This is a genomic window from Rhodanobacteraceae bacterium, assembly GCA_024234055.1.
GTDB lineage: Bacteria > Pseudomonadota > Gammaproteobacteria > Xanthomonadales > SZUA-5 > JADKFD01.
On sequence record JACKOW010000004.1, the window covers coordinates 296,118 to 312,483 of the forward strand.

At 64.7% G+C, this 16,366-nt stretch carries 13 protein-coding genes and 1 pseudogene; 9 read left to right on the forward strand and 5 right to left on the reverse strand.

Features of this window, described 5'->3' with window-relative positions; all coding sequences use genetic code 11:
* Positions 1–11: 11 nt before the first annotated feature.
* The 3 genes from H7A19_10495 to H7A19_10505 all read left to right on the forward strand — a co-directional run bounded on the left by H7A19_10495 (position 12) and on the right by H7A19_10505 (position 4,982).
* Complete coding sequence (locus tag H7A19_10495) at positions 12–944, forward strand: ATP-binding cassette domain-containing protein (protein ID MCP5475252.1); 933 nt, start codon at positions 12–14, stop codon at positions 942–944.
* Positions 937–2,784 (forward strand): hypothetical protein, encoded by a 1,848-nt coding sequence (locus H7A19_10500; GenBank protein MCP5475253.1) that lies wholly within the window; start codon positions 937–939, stop codon positions 2,782–2,784. The genes H7A19_10495 and H7A19_10500 overlap by 8 nt, the downstream gene beginning before the upstream one ends.
* A gap of 98 nt (positions 2,785–2,882) precedes the next feature.
* Positions 2,883–4,982, forward strand: coding sequence for a S9 family peptidase (locus H7A19_10505; GenBank protein MCP5475254.1), 2,100 nt, complete (start codon positions 2,883–2,885; stop codon positions 4,980–4,982).
* An 84-nt stretch (positions 4,983–5,066) separates the two neighbouring features.
* On the opposite strand, the gene H7A19_10510 is transcribed toward H7A19_10505, so the two are convergent.
* Positions 5,067–5,360, reverse strand: coding sequence for a hypothetical protein (locus H7A19_10510; protein ID MCP5475255.1), 294 nt, complete (start codon positions 5,358–5,360; stop codon positions 5,067–5,069).
* Positions 5,361–5,551: 191 nt separating this feature from the next.
* Between H7A19_10510 and H7A19_10515 the strand changes: the two genes are divergently transcribed.
* From H7A19_10515 to H7A19_10540, 6 genes and pseudogenes are all read left to right on the forward strand, one after another.
* Positions 5,552–6,241: a response regulator transcription factor gene (locus H7A19_10515; protein ID MCP5475256.1), complete on the forward strand. Its 690-nt coding sequence runs from the start codon at positions 5,552–5,554 to the stop codon at positions 6,239–6,241.
* On the forward strand, positions 6,238–7,620 hold the full coding sequence (locus tag H7A19_10520; GenBank protein ID MCP5475257.1) for a HAMP domain-containing protein: 1,383 nt from the start codon (positions 6,238–6,240) through the stop codon (positions 7,618–7,620). Before H7A19_10515 ends, H7A19_10520 begins: the two co-directional genes overlap by 4 nt.
* A 104-nt stretch (positions 7,621–7,724) precedes the next feature.
* Positions 7,725–9,149, forward strand: coding sequence for an alpha/beta fold hydrolase (locus H7A19_10525; GenBank protein ID MCP5475258.1), 1,425 nt, complete (start codon positions 7,725–7,727; stop codon positions 9,147–9,149).
* A complete protein-coding gene (locus H7A19_10530; protein MCP5475259.1) occupies positions 9,146–9,319 on the forward strand; it encodes a hypothetical protein in 174 nt (57 codons plus the stop codon). The genes H7A19_10525 and H7A19_10530 overlap by 4 nt, the downstream gene beginning before the upstream one ends.
* 87 nt (positions 9,320–9,406) lie before the next feature.
* Positions 9,407–9,886, forward strand: coding sequence for a LuxR family transcriptional regulator (locus tag H7A19_10535; protein ID MCP5475260.1), 480 nt, complete (start codon positions 9,407–9,409; stop codon positions 9,884–9,886).
* 111 nt (positions 9,887–9,997) lie between these two features.
* Positions 9,998–10,790: pseudogene (locus H7A19_10540) on the forward strand (DUF2306 domain-containing protein).
* Here the strand turns inward: H7A19_10540 and H7A19_10545 are convergent.
* The 4 genes from H7A19_10545 to acnD form a co-directional block, all read right to left on the reverse strand.
* On the reverse strand, positions 10,699–11,220 hold the full coding sequence (locus tag H7A19_10545; protein ID MCP5475261.1) for a hypothetical protein: 522 nt from the start codon (positions 11,218–11,220) through the stop codon (positions 10,699–10,701). The pseudogene H7A19_10540 and the gene H7A19_10545 overlap by 92 nt on opposite strands.
* A 121-nt stretch (positions 11,221–11,341) precedes the next feature.
* On the reverse strand, positions 11,342–12,520 hold the full coding sequence (gene prpF, locus H7A19_10550; GenBank protein ID MCP5475262.1) for a 2-methylaconitate cis-trans isomerase PrpF: 1,179 nt from the start codon (positions 12,518–12,520) through the stop codon (positions 11,342–11,344).
* A 238-nt stretch (positions 12,521–12,758) separates the two neighbouring features.
* Entirely contained in the window at positions 12,759–13,490 is a 732-nt protein-coding gene (locus H7A19_10555) for a hypothetical protein (protein ID MCP5475263.1), read from the reverse strand.
* Between the two features lie 169 nt (positions 13,491–13,659).
* Positions 13,660–16,242 carry a Fe/S-dependent 2-methylisocitrate dehydratase AcnD gene (acnD, locus tag H7A19_10560; GenBank protein ID MCP5475264.1) on the reverse strand — a complete coding sequence of 861 codons (2,583 nt, stop codon included), beginning with the start codon at positions 16,240–16,242 and terminating at the stop codon, positions 13,660–13,662.
* Positions 16,243–16,366: the final 124 nt, after the last annotated feature.

A 16,366-nucleotide genomic window follows, 5' to 3' on the forward strand; every position in this document is an offset into this window, starting at 1 on the left:
GATCCCAAGCCATGTCCCCTGATTCCGATCTGGTGATCGAAACCCATGAGCTGACGCAGCGCTACGGCGGCAAGCTGGCGCTGGATCGCCTCAACCTCTGCATTCCGCGGGGGCGTGTACACGCCATCGTCGGCGCCAACGGAGCCGGCAAGTCGACGCTGTTCCGGGTGCTGCTGGGATTCCAATCCGCCACCTCCGGCAGCGCCCGCATCCTCGGGCAGGACAGTCGCGCGCTCACCCCCGAGCTGCGCGGCCGCATCGGCTTCGTCAACGAGGAGCACACCTTGCCCGGCTGGCTCAGCGTGGCCGCGGTCACCGCCATGCAACGACGCCACTATGCCCGCTGGAACGAGCGCGCCTATCTGGCGGTCATTGGCCACTATCAGGTGCTGCCGGATCAGCGCATCAGTCAGCTCTCGCGAGGCGAACGCGCCGGTCTGAATCTGGCGCTGTCGCTGGCACAGTCGCCCGAGCTGCTGATCCTGGACGAACCCACGCTGGGGCTGGACGTAGTGGCCAAGCGCGCCTTCCTGGAATCGCTGCTGTACAGCAACGCCAGCGAGGACTGCACCGTCGTCTATTGCTCGCACCAGATGGATGAAATCGAACGCGTGGCCGACAACCTGATCATCCTGGAGCGGGGGCGGCTGAAGTGCATGTCGCCACCCGATGAATTCTGTGCCCGCGTGAGTCTGTGGGTGGCCGACATTCCATTTCGCGGACCATCGCCAGAACGCATTCCCGGCTTGCTGAATGAGCAGCGGATCGAGGGGCTGCAGCACTATCTGGTGCTGGATCAGGACGAGACCTTCTCCGACTTCCTCAAGGCGGAAGGGGCGCGCTCGGTAAACAGCATGCCGGTCAGCCTGGATCGCGCCGTCAACGCCATGCTGAGTCAGAACCATGCCACGCCGTTGGCGCCCGCGGAGTCCAACCATGCGTGAGATCTATCTGGCTGAATTGCATCGTTTCCGCCGATCCGGGCTGATCCTGATGCTGCTGCACCTGGCGGCCCTGGCCTTCTGCCTGCGCATGATCGATCCGTTGCAGCAACGCGACGTGTTCTATCAGCTGATCGGTACTGCCTACGGCTTGCTCGGGCTGCTCTTTGGTCTGTACCAGATGGGCAGCTACCGGCGCCCCAATCTGTGGTTGCAGCTATTGCACCGACCAGTACACCAGCGTCGCATCGGTCTGGGCCTGATGCTGGCCAGCGCCACACTGGCAGGGATCGCGATTGCCGTGCCCCTGTGGCTGGCGCTGCTGGGACAGGATCTGCTGACGGCGCGCGTGGTCGACAGCCGGCACTACCTGCTGCCGCTGGCGATCTGGCTGATCGTGCTCTGCTGCTACCTGGCGGCTGCCTACACCATGCTGGCGCCCAAGCGCTATTCGGCAGCGATGTTGATGCTGCCTCTGCTGCTGTTCAGCAGCGCCGCCAGCGGCTACGCCGCGCTGTTGCTGCAGGCGCTGGCGCTGATCTGGCTGGTGCTGGCGGTGCTCGACGCCTTCAAGCCCGACCTGACCCGCCCTCCCGACAGTGCAGGCGGCGCGCTGTTGGTGGGGCTGCCGCTGCAACTGGGCCTCTACGTCTTGCTGGTGTTCGCCGCATTGGGATATCAGCTGGCGTGGATTGTGGTCGGCACGCACCCGCTCAATGGCACGCCGCCAGCCGGTGGCTATGTGGAGGCCACCCGCGCCGACGCCGCCGACTTGATCGATGCCGCCCTGATCGACAGCAAGAGCCCCGAGAGTTCGCTGTGGCGGCAGCAGATCCGACTGGCCGACACCTACGCCCTGGCTGCTGACGCCAGTGGCTATCCGCTACGGCAGCAACTGACCAATCTCAGCCCGACCGTGCTGGTTGATGGCGAACGGCGCCAGATGTGGACTTTCAGTCATGACAGCATGCGCATGCAGGGCGTCTCGCTGGTCGATCGCCGCGATCTGGGCAGTCTGGGCGCAGGCCCGGAAAACTCGGCCTTCAGCGAGCCGCCGCTGGCCATCGGTGAGGGTCTGCTGCTGACCCGCAACGCCCTTTATCGTTACGACAGCGAAACCCGCCGCATCGATCTGCGTATCCAGCTCCCGGCAGACGAATCGGTCGCCGGCGCGCTGGTGCCGGTCGGCGAAGCTCTGGCGCTGCTCAGCGATCGGGCGCTGTATTTCTTCGATGCCCGTGAGTTTTCCCAGACCGCCATGCCGCTCAAGCCTCGCTTGCGGGTGGCGCTGAACGATGCCATCGGCTCACTCACACGGGTGGACCTGATCGAACTGCTCGATGGCTATCTGATCTCCGAGGTCTACGGCCGCGGCAGCACCGATGGCCCGGGCAAGGCCTACCAGGTCCTGACCCGCACCGACGCCGAGGGTGGTTCGCAGACCGTGGCCGAACGCGCGCTTACGCCGGACTTTCCATTGGCGCTGCGTTACTACGCCTGGTGGTTGTCGCCGACCTTGAGCGCTGTGCGCCAAGCGGCGGTCAACGCCTTGAGCAGCGCGGAACCGCTGTCGCTGCGCAGCGAGACCGAAACCCCCGATTCCATGTACGCCCTGGCGCTGTCGCTGATGGCACTGTCGGCGCTGGGATCGTTCTGGCTGGGCCGTCGTCAGAACCTGGGCAGCGCCTGGCGTTGGGCCTGGGTGGCGGTTTGCGCCTTGCTCAGCCTGCCCGCTCTGCTGAGTCAGCGCCTGCTGTATGCCGATGCCGAGCGCCCGGTCGCCGGCCATGCCCGCAGCGGTCGCCCAATCGAATTCCCAGTCATCAGCGGAAGCCCGTCGTGAGTGGCAGCGGCGAGTCAGCGATGGCAGCAAGGGACATCCCGCCTGTGGGAGCGGGCTCCGCCCGCGATGCTCTGACTTTGCCGAAGCGCCAGTCGCGGATGAATCCGCTCCCACAGGGGTGGGGGGTGCATGGCCTGGCGGGCGGACTGCTGTTGCTGTGCCTGGCCCAACAATCGGTTCTTGGCGCCGGGGTCGAGGACACGCGAAATTCAGCCGACAACGCGGTCGAACTGGCCGAGGCCATTGCCATCGAGCGTGCTCGCCCGGCGGCGCCAATCCTGGATCGGGCAGCCTTCATTCGTGAGCCCGCGCTCCAGCAGGTACTGCAATCGCCCGATGGTTTGCAGATTGCCTGGCTGCAACGCGGCGCAGAGCGCGCCAGCGTCTGGGTGATGGACACCGATGGCGCACCCGCGCGGGCGCTGCAAACGCAAGGAGATACCACCCGCCTGTATTGGTCCAGAGACAGTCGCTGGGTGTTCGCGCAATCGCCGACACGGCTGTTGGCCCTGTCTGCAGCGGGATCCGAGGGCTCTACCCTGATCGCCACCCTGAAGCCGGGCAACAAGCAGCAGGTCTACGGCGCCGATCCCGGACACCCTGCAGCCATGTTGCTGATCGAAGAGACGCAGCTAGCCGACACGGGCCAAGCCCCGGCACATCAGGTCTGGCGGGTGGATCGGCAGGGCGAACGCACGCTGTTGCTGGAGGACCCTCGGCCGCTGGTGGATCTGGCCTTCAATCCGGAAGGCAGGCTGAGCTACTTCAAGCGCGTCGACGGCGACGCCTTCGCCATCCTGCATCTGGATGGCACGGGAAGCCGACGGGAAGTTGCCCGCTGCAGCGACCTGCGGCGATGTACGCTGGTCAGTGCGGATGCCGACGAGTCGCTCTGGTTGATCGGAAACCTCGACACCAATCTGGCCTCGCTGCAGCGCATCGATCCGGATGGCCGCACCCAGACGCTGCACCACGATCCGCGCGGCGAGGCCGATCTGCGCGAACTCACGCTGGATCCGGCCAGTTTCAAACCGCTGATCGCCCACTACGGCAGTACGCTGCTGCACAGCCACGCGCTGGATACCACCACGAAGGCCTGGTTGCAGCCGATCATCCAGGCCTTCCCCGACGCCCGTCTGCAAATCTCGATGGGCACGGACCCCGGCGCTCCCGCATTGATCGGTGTCAGCAGCAGTCAATCCGCGCTGACCCGCTGGTTTCTGCGCTGGCCCACCGATCCTGCCGTCCACGTCGTTCTGGATGATCTTCGGCAAGCCAGCCTGAGCGTGCCGGAGTCCGCTGCGGCGCGCAAGATTCCGGTCCAATGGCCGGCGAGTGACGGCCTGCAGTTGCACGGATTTGTCTCGGTGCCACCGGGCAGCGAGACAGCGAACCTGCCGCTGGTGGTGAAGGTGCACGGCGGGCCGTGGACCTTGACCGATCCCGATTACTCGGCCAGCACCCAGTTTCTGGTCAATCGCGGTTACGCCGTGTTCGAGCCCAATTTTCGCGGTTCCACGGGCCTCGGTCGTCACTATCTGCTGGCCGCCAAGGGCGATTTCGGCCATGGCCGGGTGCAGCAGGACATCGTCGAGGGCACGCGCTGGCTACTGGCGAACGGCATCGGCGACCGGCAACGGGTCGCGATCATCGGCGCCTCCTTTGGCGGCTATGCGGCACTGCTCGGCGTCACCCATGAACCCGAGTTGTTCAAGCTGGCCATCGCCGCCGTGCCGCCCAGCGATTTCGCCTGGACGCTGCGCTGGGCGGTGGAGTTTCAGGTGCTGGAACTGGAATCGACCGTGCCCTTTGAACAGACCTTGCGAGCTCTGGATCTGGACGTGAACGATGCACCAGCGATGGCGAGGCTCAGCGCTGGATCACCCCTGTCCCAGGCGGACAGACTGTCGCGACCGGTGGTCCTTTTTGCCGGCGGCCAGGACCAGCGCGTGGCCATCCGCAGCGTCACCCACTACGCGGCGCGTCTGCTGGAACTGGGCAAGGATGTGGACCTCTACATCGAAAGGCGCGCCGGCCACGAACCCGACGGTGCCGTGCCTCGCGAAGCCTGGCTGTATCTGCTGGAGCATTCGCTGCAACGGGAATTGGGCGGCAAGGCACCAGAAGCTCCAGGCACCGCCATCGCCGAATATCTGCAGCGCCATCAGCGTATCGCCCGCGGGCGCCTGCTGCCATAGACAAACGCGCGCTTGACGCGCGCGTTTGCTTGCTCAGGGGATGCGCCCAGCGGCAGCGCGGGGTTCCGCCGCTGTGACCCGGGCTCAGGTCTTCGGACTGCTCGGCGTCACGCCGATGTCCTTGAGCGCGTCGGTCAACGCATTCTCACCCATCACATACTCGCCTGCCTTGCAGTTCTCGGCGCCCCGATTGCGCGCGGCAGTGGCTTGCGCGGCCTTCGGGTCATTGGCGTGAGCTGCCTTGGCCGCGTCGAACTGAGCAATCAGCTGCTCACAACGGGCCTTGCCCGGCGCAGGAATCTGGTTCGAAGCCGAGGCAAAACCGCTGATCGCCAGACTGGCAATCGCGATACTCAGGCTCAGCGTCTTGGTGTTCATCGATCATTCCTCATCTGGTTTGGGCGGGGTCCGGCATCGAGCCTCTGCGTTGCCGGTGGAGGCAGATTGATCGCTGGCGGTTAACCACGAGCTTGCAGCCGGATTACAGATTGGTAAGGGTCTGCCCGAGGCCGGGACGCACGGCGCAGAATGCGCTCATCCCCACTTTGAACCCGGGAAGCCGAATTCCGATGCGCGTGCTGCTGATCGAAGACGACGCCCAGATTTCCGACTACATCGCCAAGGGCCTGCGCGAGCAGGGCATGGTGGTGGACCAGGAGAGCGATGGTCGCCAGGGCTGGTTGATGGCCTCCACCGAACCCTATCAGCTGCTGATCGTGGATCGCATGCTGCCGGGCATGGACGGACTGGCCATCGTCAAGGCACTGCGCGCCATGGAATCGAAGATTCCGGTGCTGATCCTGAGCGCGCTTTCGCAGGTGGACGACCGCGTCAAGGGTCTGCGCGCTGGCGGCGATGACTACCTGTGCAAGCCCTTTGCCTTCTCTGAACTGCATGCCCGCGTCGAAGCCCTGATCCGTCGTGGCCAGACCGCCGGCGAGACCAGCACGCGCATGCAGGTCGCCGATCTGGAAATGGATCTGGTGGCGCACTCGGTGCGTCGCGGCGGCCGGGCCATCGCCCTGCAGCCGCGCGAGTTCCAGCTGCTGCAATACCTGATGACCCATGCCCACCAGCTGGTATCGCGCACCATGCTGCTGGAGAGTGTCTGGGGCTATCACTTCGACCCGCAGACCAATGTCATCGATGTGCACATCAGCCGATTGCGCCAGAAGATCGACCGCGAACACGAGCTGCCGTTGATCCGCACCGTGCGCGGCGCCGGCTACACGCTCAGCGATCGGGAGTTGCCGGCGTGAGCGTGCGCCAGGCGCTGGCCACCACTGCGGCCCGGGCCGCCTTGTTTCACGTCGCCCTGTTCTGCTCGGTCGCGGCCATCGCCATCGGTCTGGTGTACGTGCAGACGATGACGGTCACCGACCGCGAAACGCATGCGGCGCTGAACGAACAGGTACTGGGCTTGAACGAGGTCTTTGCCGATGGCGGCTCCGGCGCGCTCGTCGATGCCATCAACGAACGCACCCGGCTGGCGATAGATCCGGAAGCACTGTACGCGCTGTGGAACGGGCAAGGGCAATTGCTGGCTGGCAATGTCGCCATCCCCTTTCCGGGCGTCACCGCGGCACCGACACTGATCAGTTTCAATCTGGAACTGCCCAGCGGGGAACAACACACCGCCAGCGCCCTGATCAGCCGACTCGCGGATGATTCGACGCTGCTGGTGGGGCGCGATGTCGAGGGACGCTTGCGCAGCCGCGGCGCCGTGCTCTGGACCGCCAGCCTGAGCCTGCTGCTGGTGGCCGCCGTGGTGGTCGGCAGCGCCTGGTGGGCCGGTCGGCGATTGCTGAAACGGGTCGATGCCGTGGCCTCGACCACCGCGCGCATCGCCGCTGGCGAGATGCAGCAGCGATTGACAGTCAGTCTGGCCGATGACGAATTCGACCGACTTTCCGGCGCCGTCAACGCGATGCTGGAGCGCATCGAGGATCTGACCGGCGGATTGCGCACCGTGATCGACTCCATCGCACACGATCTGCGTATCCCGCTGATGCACGCGCGCCAGGCACTGGAATCGGCGGCAGAAAGCGCGAATGCCGATTCGCAGCAGGATCTGCAGACCGTCGGGCGCGAACTGGAAACCCTGCAACAGGTGATCAACGCCCTGCTGCACATTGCCCAGGCCGAATCCGGCGCAGCGCGCGAGCAATGGCAGGCACTGTCGCTGGCCGATCTGGCGCGCGATGCCGTCGAATTGTTCGAGCCGGTGGCCGAGGAATGCGGCCTGACCCTGAGCTTTTTCGAAGACGACCCCGCGCAAGTGCTGGGACATCCGCAACTGCTGGCCCAGGCCCTGGTCAATCTGATCGACAACGCCATCAAGTTCTCACCCACCGGCAGTCGCATCAGCGTGCGCACCGAGCGCACCGTTGATCTGGTGCGGGTGATGGTCAGCGATCAGGGGCCGGGCATCCCCGAGGGCGAGCGCATGCGCGTACAGCAGCGCTTCGTGCGCCTGGTCGGCGCCGACGTTGTGCCTGGATCGGGGTTGGGCTTGAGTCTGGTCGCCGCCATCGCCCGCTTGCACCGCGGCAGATTCCTGCTGGAAGACGCCCATCCGGGCCTGCGGGCAGTGCTGGAGCTCGCGCGCGGGGGCGATGCGATATCCCGCCATCCTTGAGGAGATCATACGACGGCCGCTGAGCCGAAAGACAGTGCCAGCGCTTGTCGATGGCCGGCCTCTGCTAGCGTTTGTCATGCCCGCCCCACAACGAAAACCGACCCATGACGACTTCAGCTCCGGCTGCAGATACACCCGAGAACTCCTCAAGCTCCAACCCCTTGCCACTGGGTGACTGGAGCGGAAGCATCCAGTACGGACAGAGTCAGGTGCCGATCGTGCTGCATCTGCAGCTCGCCGCCGGCGGCCTGAGCGGCACGTTGGACTATCCGCGCCATCACCAATTCGGATTGCCCATCCGCGAGTTGCACTACTACGACACTCACCTGCGTTTCTCCACACGATCCTTCGGCGACTTCCGCGGACTTTGGACCGAGGATCGCCAGCGTATCGAGGGCGGTTTCGGTGAGGGCGAATCGCAACACCCGCTGACGCTGCAGCCCGGCAGCAATTGCTACCCAAGCGCGCGCCGCCCCCAGACGCCGCAAGCGCCCTACCCTTATCGGAACGAAGAGCTGACCGTCGAGCATCCGGCGGCGCCAAGCACCTTGGCCGGCACCCTGTCCTTGCCAGACTCTGGCACGATCCGCGCCGTGATCCTGCTGATCACCGGCAGCGGCGCCATGGACCGCGATCAGACCGTGTTCGAGCACAAGCCCTTCTGGGTGTTGGCCGATTTTCTCAGCCGCGCCGGCTACGCTGTGCTGCGCCTTGACGATCGCGGCGTCGGCGCTTCCACTGGCGATCGTTCCGCGCTGACCATGGACGATGAATTGGCCGATATGTCCATTGCACTGGACCATCTGCGCGGTCGCGCAGATCTGGCCAGCCTGCCCCTGGGCCTGATCGGCCACAGCATGGGCGCGCTCACCGCCATGCGCCTGGCCGCCAGGAGAACAGATCTGGCTTTCATCATCTCCTTGGCCGGCCCGGCCCAGCCACTGGGCCCGGTCTTTGCGGAGCGTGAATGCCAGGCGCTGAGCGCCACAGGTATCAACCCGGACGTCATCGACCGGCACCGTGCCTTCACGCTGGCACTGTACGCGCATCTGCAGAACCTGGCGTTCGACGAGCCCATTACCGCGGCGCAGATCGAGTTGCTGGCCCAGCATACCGGCGCGCAGCGCACCGCCACCGTTCAGCGGCAGGCGGACTGGATTGCCCGCTTCAACCTGCCGTGGTTCAGATCAGCGCTTGCGCAGGATCCTGCCGATTTCCTGACCCGCATTCAGTGCCCCTTCCTGGCTCTCGGCGGCAGCCAAGACACCCAGGTACCCAGCCAAAGCAGCCTGGGCGTGATGAACGCGCTGCTGGCGCAGCGCCAGCATCCAGACTTCCAGACCATCGAGCTGAAAGCCTTGAACCACCTGTTCCAGACCTGCATTACCGGAGGCGTCGAGGAATACGCCGCCATCGAAGAGACCTTCGCCCCGGCGGCGATGAATCAGATCCGCGACTGGCTGGACCAGCGCACCCCAACAGCCATGGCTGCGGATCACCCGTGGGCAAACTCTCGAGATTACCCATGAACCTCTCCCCCAGAGAAGCCCTTCAACTCGAGATGCGCCGCGCTTACCATGACGGCGCGCCGGGCATCCTGGTGTCCGGGCTGGAACCAGGGCGCTGGGTCATTGAGCTGCGCTCACTTCGCTGGATGGGCATCTTGATTTTGTTAGGCAGCCCTGACTTGCAGGATTGACGCATTCGGCGCTGACTTGCGAAGGCGCCAGAGACTGAGTCAGTCTTGGCGACAAGATCTTCACAACAAACGTCTAGAGGAGATTTCATGAAGGGGATCTTCCTGATTCTTCTGGCTGCCGTTTGTTTCCACGGCAGGGGCTTCGCCGAGACACCCCAGAATTCACCCTTGTTCGGCAGGTGGGCGGTGGATACGGCGCGATTGCCGATGCCACCCGAGGCCAGGCCCCAGCGCGTGACGATCAGCTTTGCGCAGGAGGAATCGGGGCGCCTGATGACCCAGGTGGAAGTCATTGATCCCACGGGCACGGCGCTGTTGGCAGAGGGTCTCACCCCGCTGGATGGGACACCCACGCCGGTCAAGTCGAATTTCGAGGCGGACATATCCGCCACCACCATGCCCACGCCAGATGTGCTGATCATGCAACTGGCCAAGAACGGCGAACCGGCCTCAACGCGCATCTATGCGGTGGCTGCGGATGGTCAGTCGATGATCGAGACCGTGGCTTACTTCGGCCCGGACGGTCAGCCGGTCTCGCGCAAGAACTATTTCTCGCGCATTCCCTAGCCCGCTTCGGTCTTCGCTACCCCACACCGCGCCAGCGACGGCGCTCTCAGTTGTTGAGGTGAGTCCATGCAAACCGTGCAACGCTCATCCATGGGGCGCCTTGCCCGTCGCATCGTCTGGACGGTGGCGTGGATGGCGCTGGGCCTGCTCAGCGTGCAGTTCCTGCTGGAGGTGTACGCCAAGTACCACGAGACGGCGGCGGAAACCTACGACATGTTCCTGTCACGCCGTGGCTGGCTGTGGACGCATCTGGCGGGCGGAACGATCACCATCGTTCTGGGGCCACTGCAATTTCTGAGTCGCTGGCCGCGGGTCTACCCGCGTTTGCACCGCTGGGCTGGCCGGGTGTACCTGCTCGGCATGTTGATTGCGGCGACCGGCGCCACCGGCTTGATCGCCACCTCGCCAGCGCCCATGGAGATCCGCACGGCCTTCGCTGCGACGCAACTGGCATGGCTGAGCACAGCGCTGATCGCACTGGTGGCAATCTACCGCGGTCAGGTCACCGTACACCGACGCTGGATGAGCCGTCACTACCTGGTCACCCTCTCACCCATCAGCTTCCGGATGCTGCTGCCGGCAAGCATCGCCATCGGCCTTGTCCCCGCGCCGACCCTGATCGCCACGCTGCTGTTGTTGAGCTGGGCGCTGCCTCTGCTATTGATCGAGGGCGTATTCCGCAGCCTCGAGCTGGTGCGTAAACCGGCCCTTGCAGAGGCCCGAGGTGCCGGCAACGCCGCCGCAATCTGAGCACAAACCAGGATGTAGGGACGCTCCACAGCTGCACCAGTGCGGTGGCCGACTGCCTGGTGTCAATCCACCAGCTCACAGCCTTCCGGCCACAGCCCGTAGCGGCGGGTGTCGCCGATGCTGTCGGGACTGCGTTCGTCCTGGGTCACGGTGAGATCGAGGTCGCTTTCGATGCCTAACTGGCCGGCCTGCCAGTCACCCATGCTGATGGTCCCGGGATAGGGATTGACGCTGCAGGGCGACTGGTAGCGATCGAGTTTGCGCCACTCGCGCAGGTCGGCGATCTCCAGGATGGGGTGACCCTCACCGACCGAGATCAGGGCCAGCCAGCGGCCATCGGGCGAGGCCTTGATCTCGGCGACTTGATGCAGTTCGGTGACGTCACAGCCGAGCTTCCGCGGCTCGGCATCGGCGCACTGCAGACGCCAGCAGGCCGGTGTTTCATCGCGGCGTACGTCCACTTCAATCGTGCAGCCGTCGGGCAGTTTGGCGCTGAGCGTCTTCGCCGAGTCTTCGGCCAGGACTTGAGTGCCCAACGTCAGCACCGCCATTCCGAACATGAAACGAGTCGTCGAACTGATCATCGCGTGTCTCCGTAGCCAATGTAGCTGGGTCCAGGCGCAGCTGCGAAACAAGACGCCCGGTTGGGCTCCCCTGTCACGTAGATCGCTGCGCGCTCAACGTGACCTACATTCCGGATAAGGTCTATTGGCCTGGTACGCGTACCCAGCCTTCCATGAGGATACGTGCGCTGCGGCTCATCACGGCCTTGGTCACGGCCCATTGCCCGTTGACCTGGGTGGCCTGCGCACCCACGCGCAGGGTACCGGAGGGATGCCCGAAGCGCACGGCCTGGCGCTCGCCACCACCGGCAGCCAGATTGACCAGTGTGCCCGGCACCGAGGCGGCAACGGCGATCGCCACCGCGCAGGTCGCCATCATGGCGTGGTGCAGCTTGCCCATTGACAGCGCCCGCACCAGCACATCGGTATCGGCCGCGGCGATGGTCTTGCCGCTGGAAGCCAGGTATTCAGCCGGCGGCGCCACGAAGGCAAGCTTCGGTGTGTGCTGGCGGGTCTGCGCTTCGGCCAGATCCTTGATCAGCCCCATCTTCAAGGCGCCGTGTGCACGGATGGTTTCCAGGCGCGCCAGCAAGGCAGCATCGCTGTTGATGTCATTCTGCAGCTCGGTGCCTTTCAGGCCCAGATCGGCAGCGCGCAGGAAGATGGTCGGGATACCGGCGGTGATCATCGTGGCCTGAAAACTGCCCACGCCGGGCACCTCCAGCGTATCGATCAGATGTCCGCTGGGAAACAGCGCGCCGCCATCGTCATCATCGGCCGGATCCATGAACTCCAACACGATCTCGGCGGCCGGAAAGGTCACGCCGTCCAGTTCGAAATCGCCGGTTTCCTGCACCTGACCATTGCTGATCGGCACATGGGCGATGATGGTCTTGCCGATATTGGCCTGCCAGATGCGCAGTACGGCGACGCCGTTGTCGGGAATGCGCGACGGATCCACCAGACCTGCAGCAATGGCAAAGGGCCCGGCGGCCGAACTCAGATTGCCGCAATTGCCGGACCAATCGACAAAGGGCTGATCGATGGAGACCTGACCGTAAAGGTAGTCAATGTCGTGATCGGGTTCCGATGAGCGGCTGATGATCACGCACTTGCTGGTACTGGAGGTAGCGCCGCCCATGCCATCGGTGTGCTTGCCATAAGGATCCGGGCTGCCGATCACGCGCAGCAACAGCGCATCCCGCGCAGGCCCCGGCACCTGGGCCGCGGGCGGGAGGTCTTCGAGGCGGAAGAACACCCCCTTGCTGGTACCGCCGCGCATGTATGTGGCGGGGATGCGAATCTGGGCAGGAGCTGACATGAGGGAAAGGCACCGGAATCGATCTTGGTAATGCGCAAGCCTGCGCAAAGCACGGCACGGCTGCAAGCCTGCCGACATGGCTGTTCAGCAACAGCCACCGAAAAGTCCGCGACCATGCCCGAATCGCCGCCGGGATCGCCGCTGGGATCGCCGAGTTGTACTCGGCCGCTTCTGGCCCCGGATGAGCGCAGAGCAACAGCGCCGACGGCAAGTCGGCGATCGCCGCACCGATGCCGGCTCAGCCGACGGCGCGTCGGTTGCGGTTGACCAATTGCGCGGGGTCGATGCCCTCAAAGGCGCACAGCTCTTTCAGGCCGTACTCCATCACCGCACGTGCATGGCCAGTGACGCGGGCCAGCAGGCGGTGCATCTTGGCATCCTTCTCGTTCTTGTTCTGGCACTGGGCGGAGTAAGTCTCGAAGGCGTTCAGTGCCAGCACCAGATCGGCGACCTGATTGGGACACTCGCAATCGACCGCGCTGACGATGTCCTGCAAGGCGGCCAGTTGCATGTCATCGAAGCGACGCATGGGCGCCGGCTGCTCGATCCGCAACAAGCCGCTCTCCGCGGGTACGGCCGCGGCAGCCGCTGCCGGCGCCTGTGTCAGATGCTTGACGATCAACCCGAGCATGTTCGACCGCAGCGCTCTGGCGCTGACCGGTGCGCGCATCAGCTGCCTTTGCGGGCCACGAAGACGCTCGATGACGTCCCATTTGGCGAAGGCGTAGACAATGACCGTCAATTCCGGCTTGAGGGCTCTTTCAAGCTCGAGGATCGCGCTTTCCGGTGAATCTCCGAGCAATGCCAGATCCGCCACCAGCGCATTGACCTGCACCTTGCCCGCGGCAGCCAGCAGGGCCGAGTGCTGATCAGTGGCCAGCACGATCTGCATGTTCCGCTGATCGCCCTCGTGGGCGGTGGCTTTCAGGTATTCGGGCAGTGACGAGTGAAAAATGGCGAGATTGACCATGTAGGCGGATCCGTAGCAGCAGAGGCTGCGAAGCCTGACAGCAGACCAGTCAACACCGGGTTCCGGATCAGTGAACTTCGGATGAGCACCCGGTCAAACATCGAACCGGGCGTCTGGAATGGCGACGGCGCAGAGCAACAGCGCCGACTGCAAGTCGGCGATCCCAGTCTCAGGCGGCGCTGGCCAGGAAATCCTGGGCGAAGCGCTGCAGTACGCCGCCGGCTTCGTAGATCGAGACTTCCTCGGCGGTGTCGAGGCGGCAGATCACCGGCACATCGACGGTCTCGCCGCTGCGACGATGGACGCTCAGCGTCAGCGTGGCGCCTGGCGTGCGTTCGCCGCTGACGTCATAGGTCTCGGTACCGTCCAGGCCCAGAGTCAGGCGCGTGGTACCGGGCTGGAACTGCAGCGGCAGCACGCCCATGCCGACCAGGTTGGTACGGTGGATGCGCTCGAAACTCTCGGCCACGATGGCCTCGACCCCGGCCAGGCGCACGCCCTTGGCGGCCCAGTCGCGGGAGGAGCCCTGACCATAGTCGGCGCCGCCGATGATGATCAGCGGCTGCTTGCGCGTCAGGTAGGTCTGGATCACCTCCCACATGCGCATGACCTCGCCCTCCGGCTCCAGCCGTGCCAGCGAGCCTTCGCGGACCTTGCCTTCCGCATCGCGCACCATCTCGTTCTTCAGCCGCGGATTGGCAAAAGTGGCGCGCTGGGCAGTCAGGTGATCACCGCGGTGAGTGGCGTAGGAATTGAAGTCTTCCTGGGTCAGACCCATCTTGGTCAGGTATTCGCCGGCGGCACTGGTGGGCAGGATGGCGTTCGAAGGCGACAGATGGTCGGTCGTGATGTTGTCACCGAGCACAGCCAGCGGGCGCATGCCCTTCATGGTGCGTTCCATCTGGAAATCGGCGTCCCAATAGGGCGGGCGGCGAATGTAGGTGCTCATCGGGCGCCAGTCATAACGCGGCTGGGCCTTGGGCCCGCGCAGTGCGCTGGCGGCGAACATGGGCCGGTAGACAGCGTCGAACTGCGAGGGTTTGACGTGCGCCGCCACCAGCGCATCGATCTCGGCATCGTCCGGCCAGATGTCCTTGAGCATGATCGGCTCACCCTGATCATCGATGCCCAGGGCGTCGCGTTCGATGTCGACGCGGATGCTGCCGGCGATGGCATAGGCGACCACCAGCGGCGGCGAGGCCAGATAGGCCTCGCGCGCATGCGGGTGGATGCGCCCTTCGAAATTGCGATTGCCGCTGAGCACGGCCGTGGTGTAGAGCTTGCGCTCCAGCACTTCCTTCTCGATCACCGGATCGAGCGCACCCGACATGCCGTTGCAGGAGGTGCAGGCAAAGGCGACCACGCCGAAGCCAAGCTTCTCCAGATCGTCGAGCAGCCCTGCTTCGCGCAGGTACAGTTCGACCACCTTGGAGCCCGGCGCCAGTGAGGACTTGACCCAGGGTTTGCGCGTCAGGCCGCGTCTGGCGGCGTTCCGGGCGATCAGACCCGCCGCGATCATGTTGCGCGGATTGGAGGTGTTGGTGCAGCTGGTGATCGCGGCAATGATCACCGCGCCATCGGGCATCTGCCCCGGCCGGCTCTGGTTTTCCTTGGCCAGACCCCGCTCGCTCAGGGTCGAAGTCAGGATCTTCTGATGTGGATTGGCCGGGCCGGCGATGGTGCGGGCAACGCTGGACAGGTCAAAGCTCAAGCGTCGCGGGTATTGTGCCTGGGCCAGCTCATCGGCCCACAGGCCGGCAGCCCTGGCATAGGTCTCGACCACCGTGTGTTCGCGATCGGTGAGCTTGAGGTAGTCGATGGTGCGCTCGTCGATCGGGAACAGCGCCGCGCTGGCACCGAATTCCGGGGTCATGTTGGAGATCGTGGCGCGATCGCCCAGTGTCAGATGCTTCAGGCCCTCACCGAAGAACTCGATGTAGGTGCCGACCACTTTCTCGCGACGCAGGAACTCGGTCAGGGCCAGGACCACGTCGGTTGCGGTGATACCCGGACCCGGACGACCGAGCAGTTCCACGCCGACGATTTCCGGCAGGCGCATCCACACGGCACGACCGAGCATCACGCTCTCGGCCTCCAGACCGCCGACACCGACGCCAATCACGCCCAGCGCGTCGATCATCGGTGTGTGGCTGTCGGTGCCGACCAGAGTGTCGGGGAATGCGAAGCCCTCGCTGACCTGCACCACCGGCGACATCCGCTCCAGATTGATCTGGTGCAGGATGCCATTGCCCTGCGGCACCACCTCGACATTGCTGAAGGCCTGCTTGGCCCACTGGATGAAGTGGAAGCGGTCGGCGTTGCGGCGCTCTTCGATGGCTCGATTCTTGGCAAAAGCCTCGGGATCGAAGCCGGCATGTTCGACGGCGAGCGAGTGGTCGACCACCAGCTGCGAGGGCACCACCGGATTGATCTGGGTGGGATCACCGCCGTTTTCGGCGATCGCATCGCGCAATCCGGCCATGTCGACCAAGGCGGTGGCGCCGAGAATGTCCTGCAGGATCACGCGGGCCGGGAACCAGGGAAAATCCATGTCGCGGCGGTTCTCGATCAACTGCGTCAGGGCATCGTTGAGCAGGGATGGATCACAACGGCGCACCAGATTTTCGGCCAGAACGCGACTGGTGTACGGCAGGCTGGCATAGGCACCAGGCTTGATGGCATCCACCGCAGCGCGGGCATCGAAGTACTTAAGCTCGGTTCCGGCAAGATTCTGGCGATAGGCGTGGTTCATGTGATTCCATTCGCAGCAAGACAATGACTGGCCCGCAGACGAAGGCGGGATGATCCCCAATGATAGGGCGACGCGGAATCCGGGTTGGGTCAAATTTCGAGCAAGGCGCCGAATCCTGGCGAAC

Excerpts from the sequence above, each read along its gene's own strand:
- H7A19_10505 (MCP5475254.1), top strand. The coding sequence starts at position 2,883 with ATGAATCCGCTCCCACAGGGGTGGGGGGTGCATGGCCTGGCGGGCGGA.
- H7A19_10510 (MCP5475255.1), bottom strand. The coding sequence starts at position 5,360 with ATGAACACCAAGACGCTGAGCCTGAGTATCGCGATTGCCAGTCTGGCG.
- H7A19_10545 (MCP5475261.1), bottom strand. The coding sequence starts at position 11,220 with ATGATCAGTTCGACGACTCGTTTCATGTTCGGAATGGCGGTGCTGACG.
- H7A19_10495 (MCP5475252.1), top strand. The coding sequence starts at position 12 with ATGTCCCCTGATTCCGATCTGGTGATCGAAACCCATGAGCTGACGCAG.
- H7A19_10525 (MCP5475258.1), top strand. The coding sequence starts at position 7,725 with ATGACGACTTCAGCTCCGGCTGCAGATACACCCGAGAACTCCTCAAGC.
- prpF (MCP5475262.1), bottom strand. The coding sequence starts at position 12,520 with ATGTCAGCTCCTGCCCAGATTCGCATCCCCGCCACATACATGCGCGGC.
- H7A19_10530 (MCP5475259.1), top strand. The coding sequence starts at position 9,146 with ATGAACCTCTCCCCCAGAGAAGCCCTTCAACTCGAGATGCGCCGCGCT.
- H7A19_10515 (MCP5475256.1), top strand. The coding sequence starts at position 5,552 with ATGCGCGTGCTGCTGATCGAAGACGACGCCCAGATTTCCGACTACATC.
- H7A19_10535 (MCP5475260.1), top strand. The coding sequence starts at position 9,407 with ATGAAGGGGATCTTCCTGATTCTTCTGGCTGCCGTTTGTTTCCACGGC.
- acnD (MCP5475264.1), bottom strand. The coding sequence starts at position 16,242 with ATGAACCACGCCTATCGCCAGAATCTTGCCGGAACCGAGCTTAAGTAC.
- H7A19_10500 (MCP5475253.1), top strand. The coding sequence starts at position 937 with ATGCGTGAGATCTATCTGGCTGAATTGCATCGTTTCCGCCGATCCGGG.
- H7A19_10555 (MCP5475263.1), bottom strand. The coding sequence starts at position 13,490 with ATGGTCAATCTCGCCATTTTTCACTCGTCACTGCCCGAATACCTGAAA.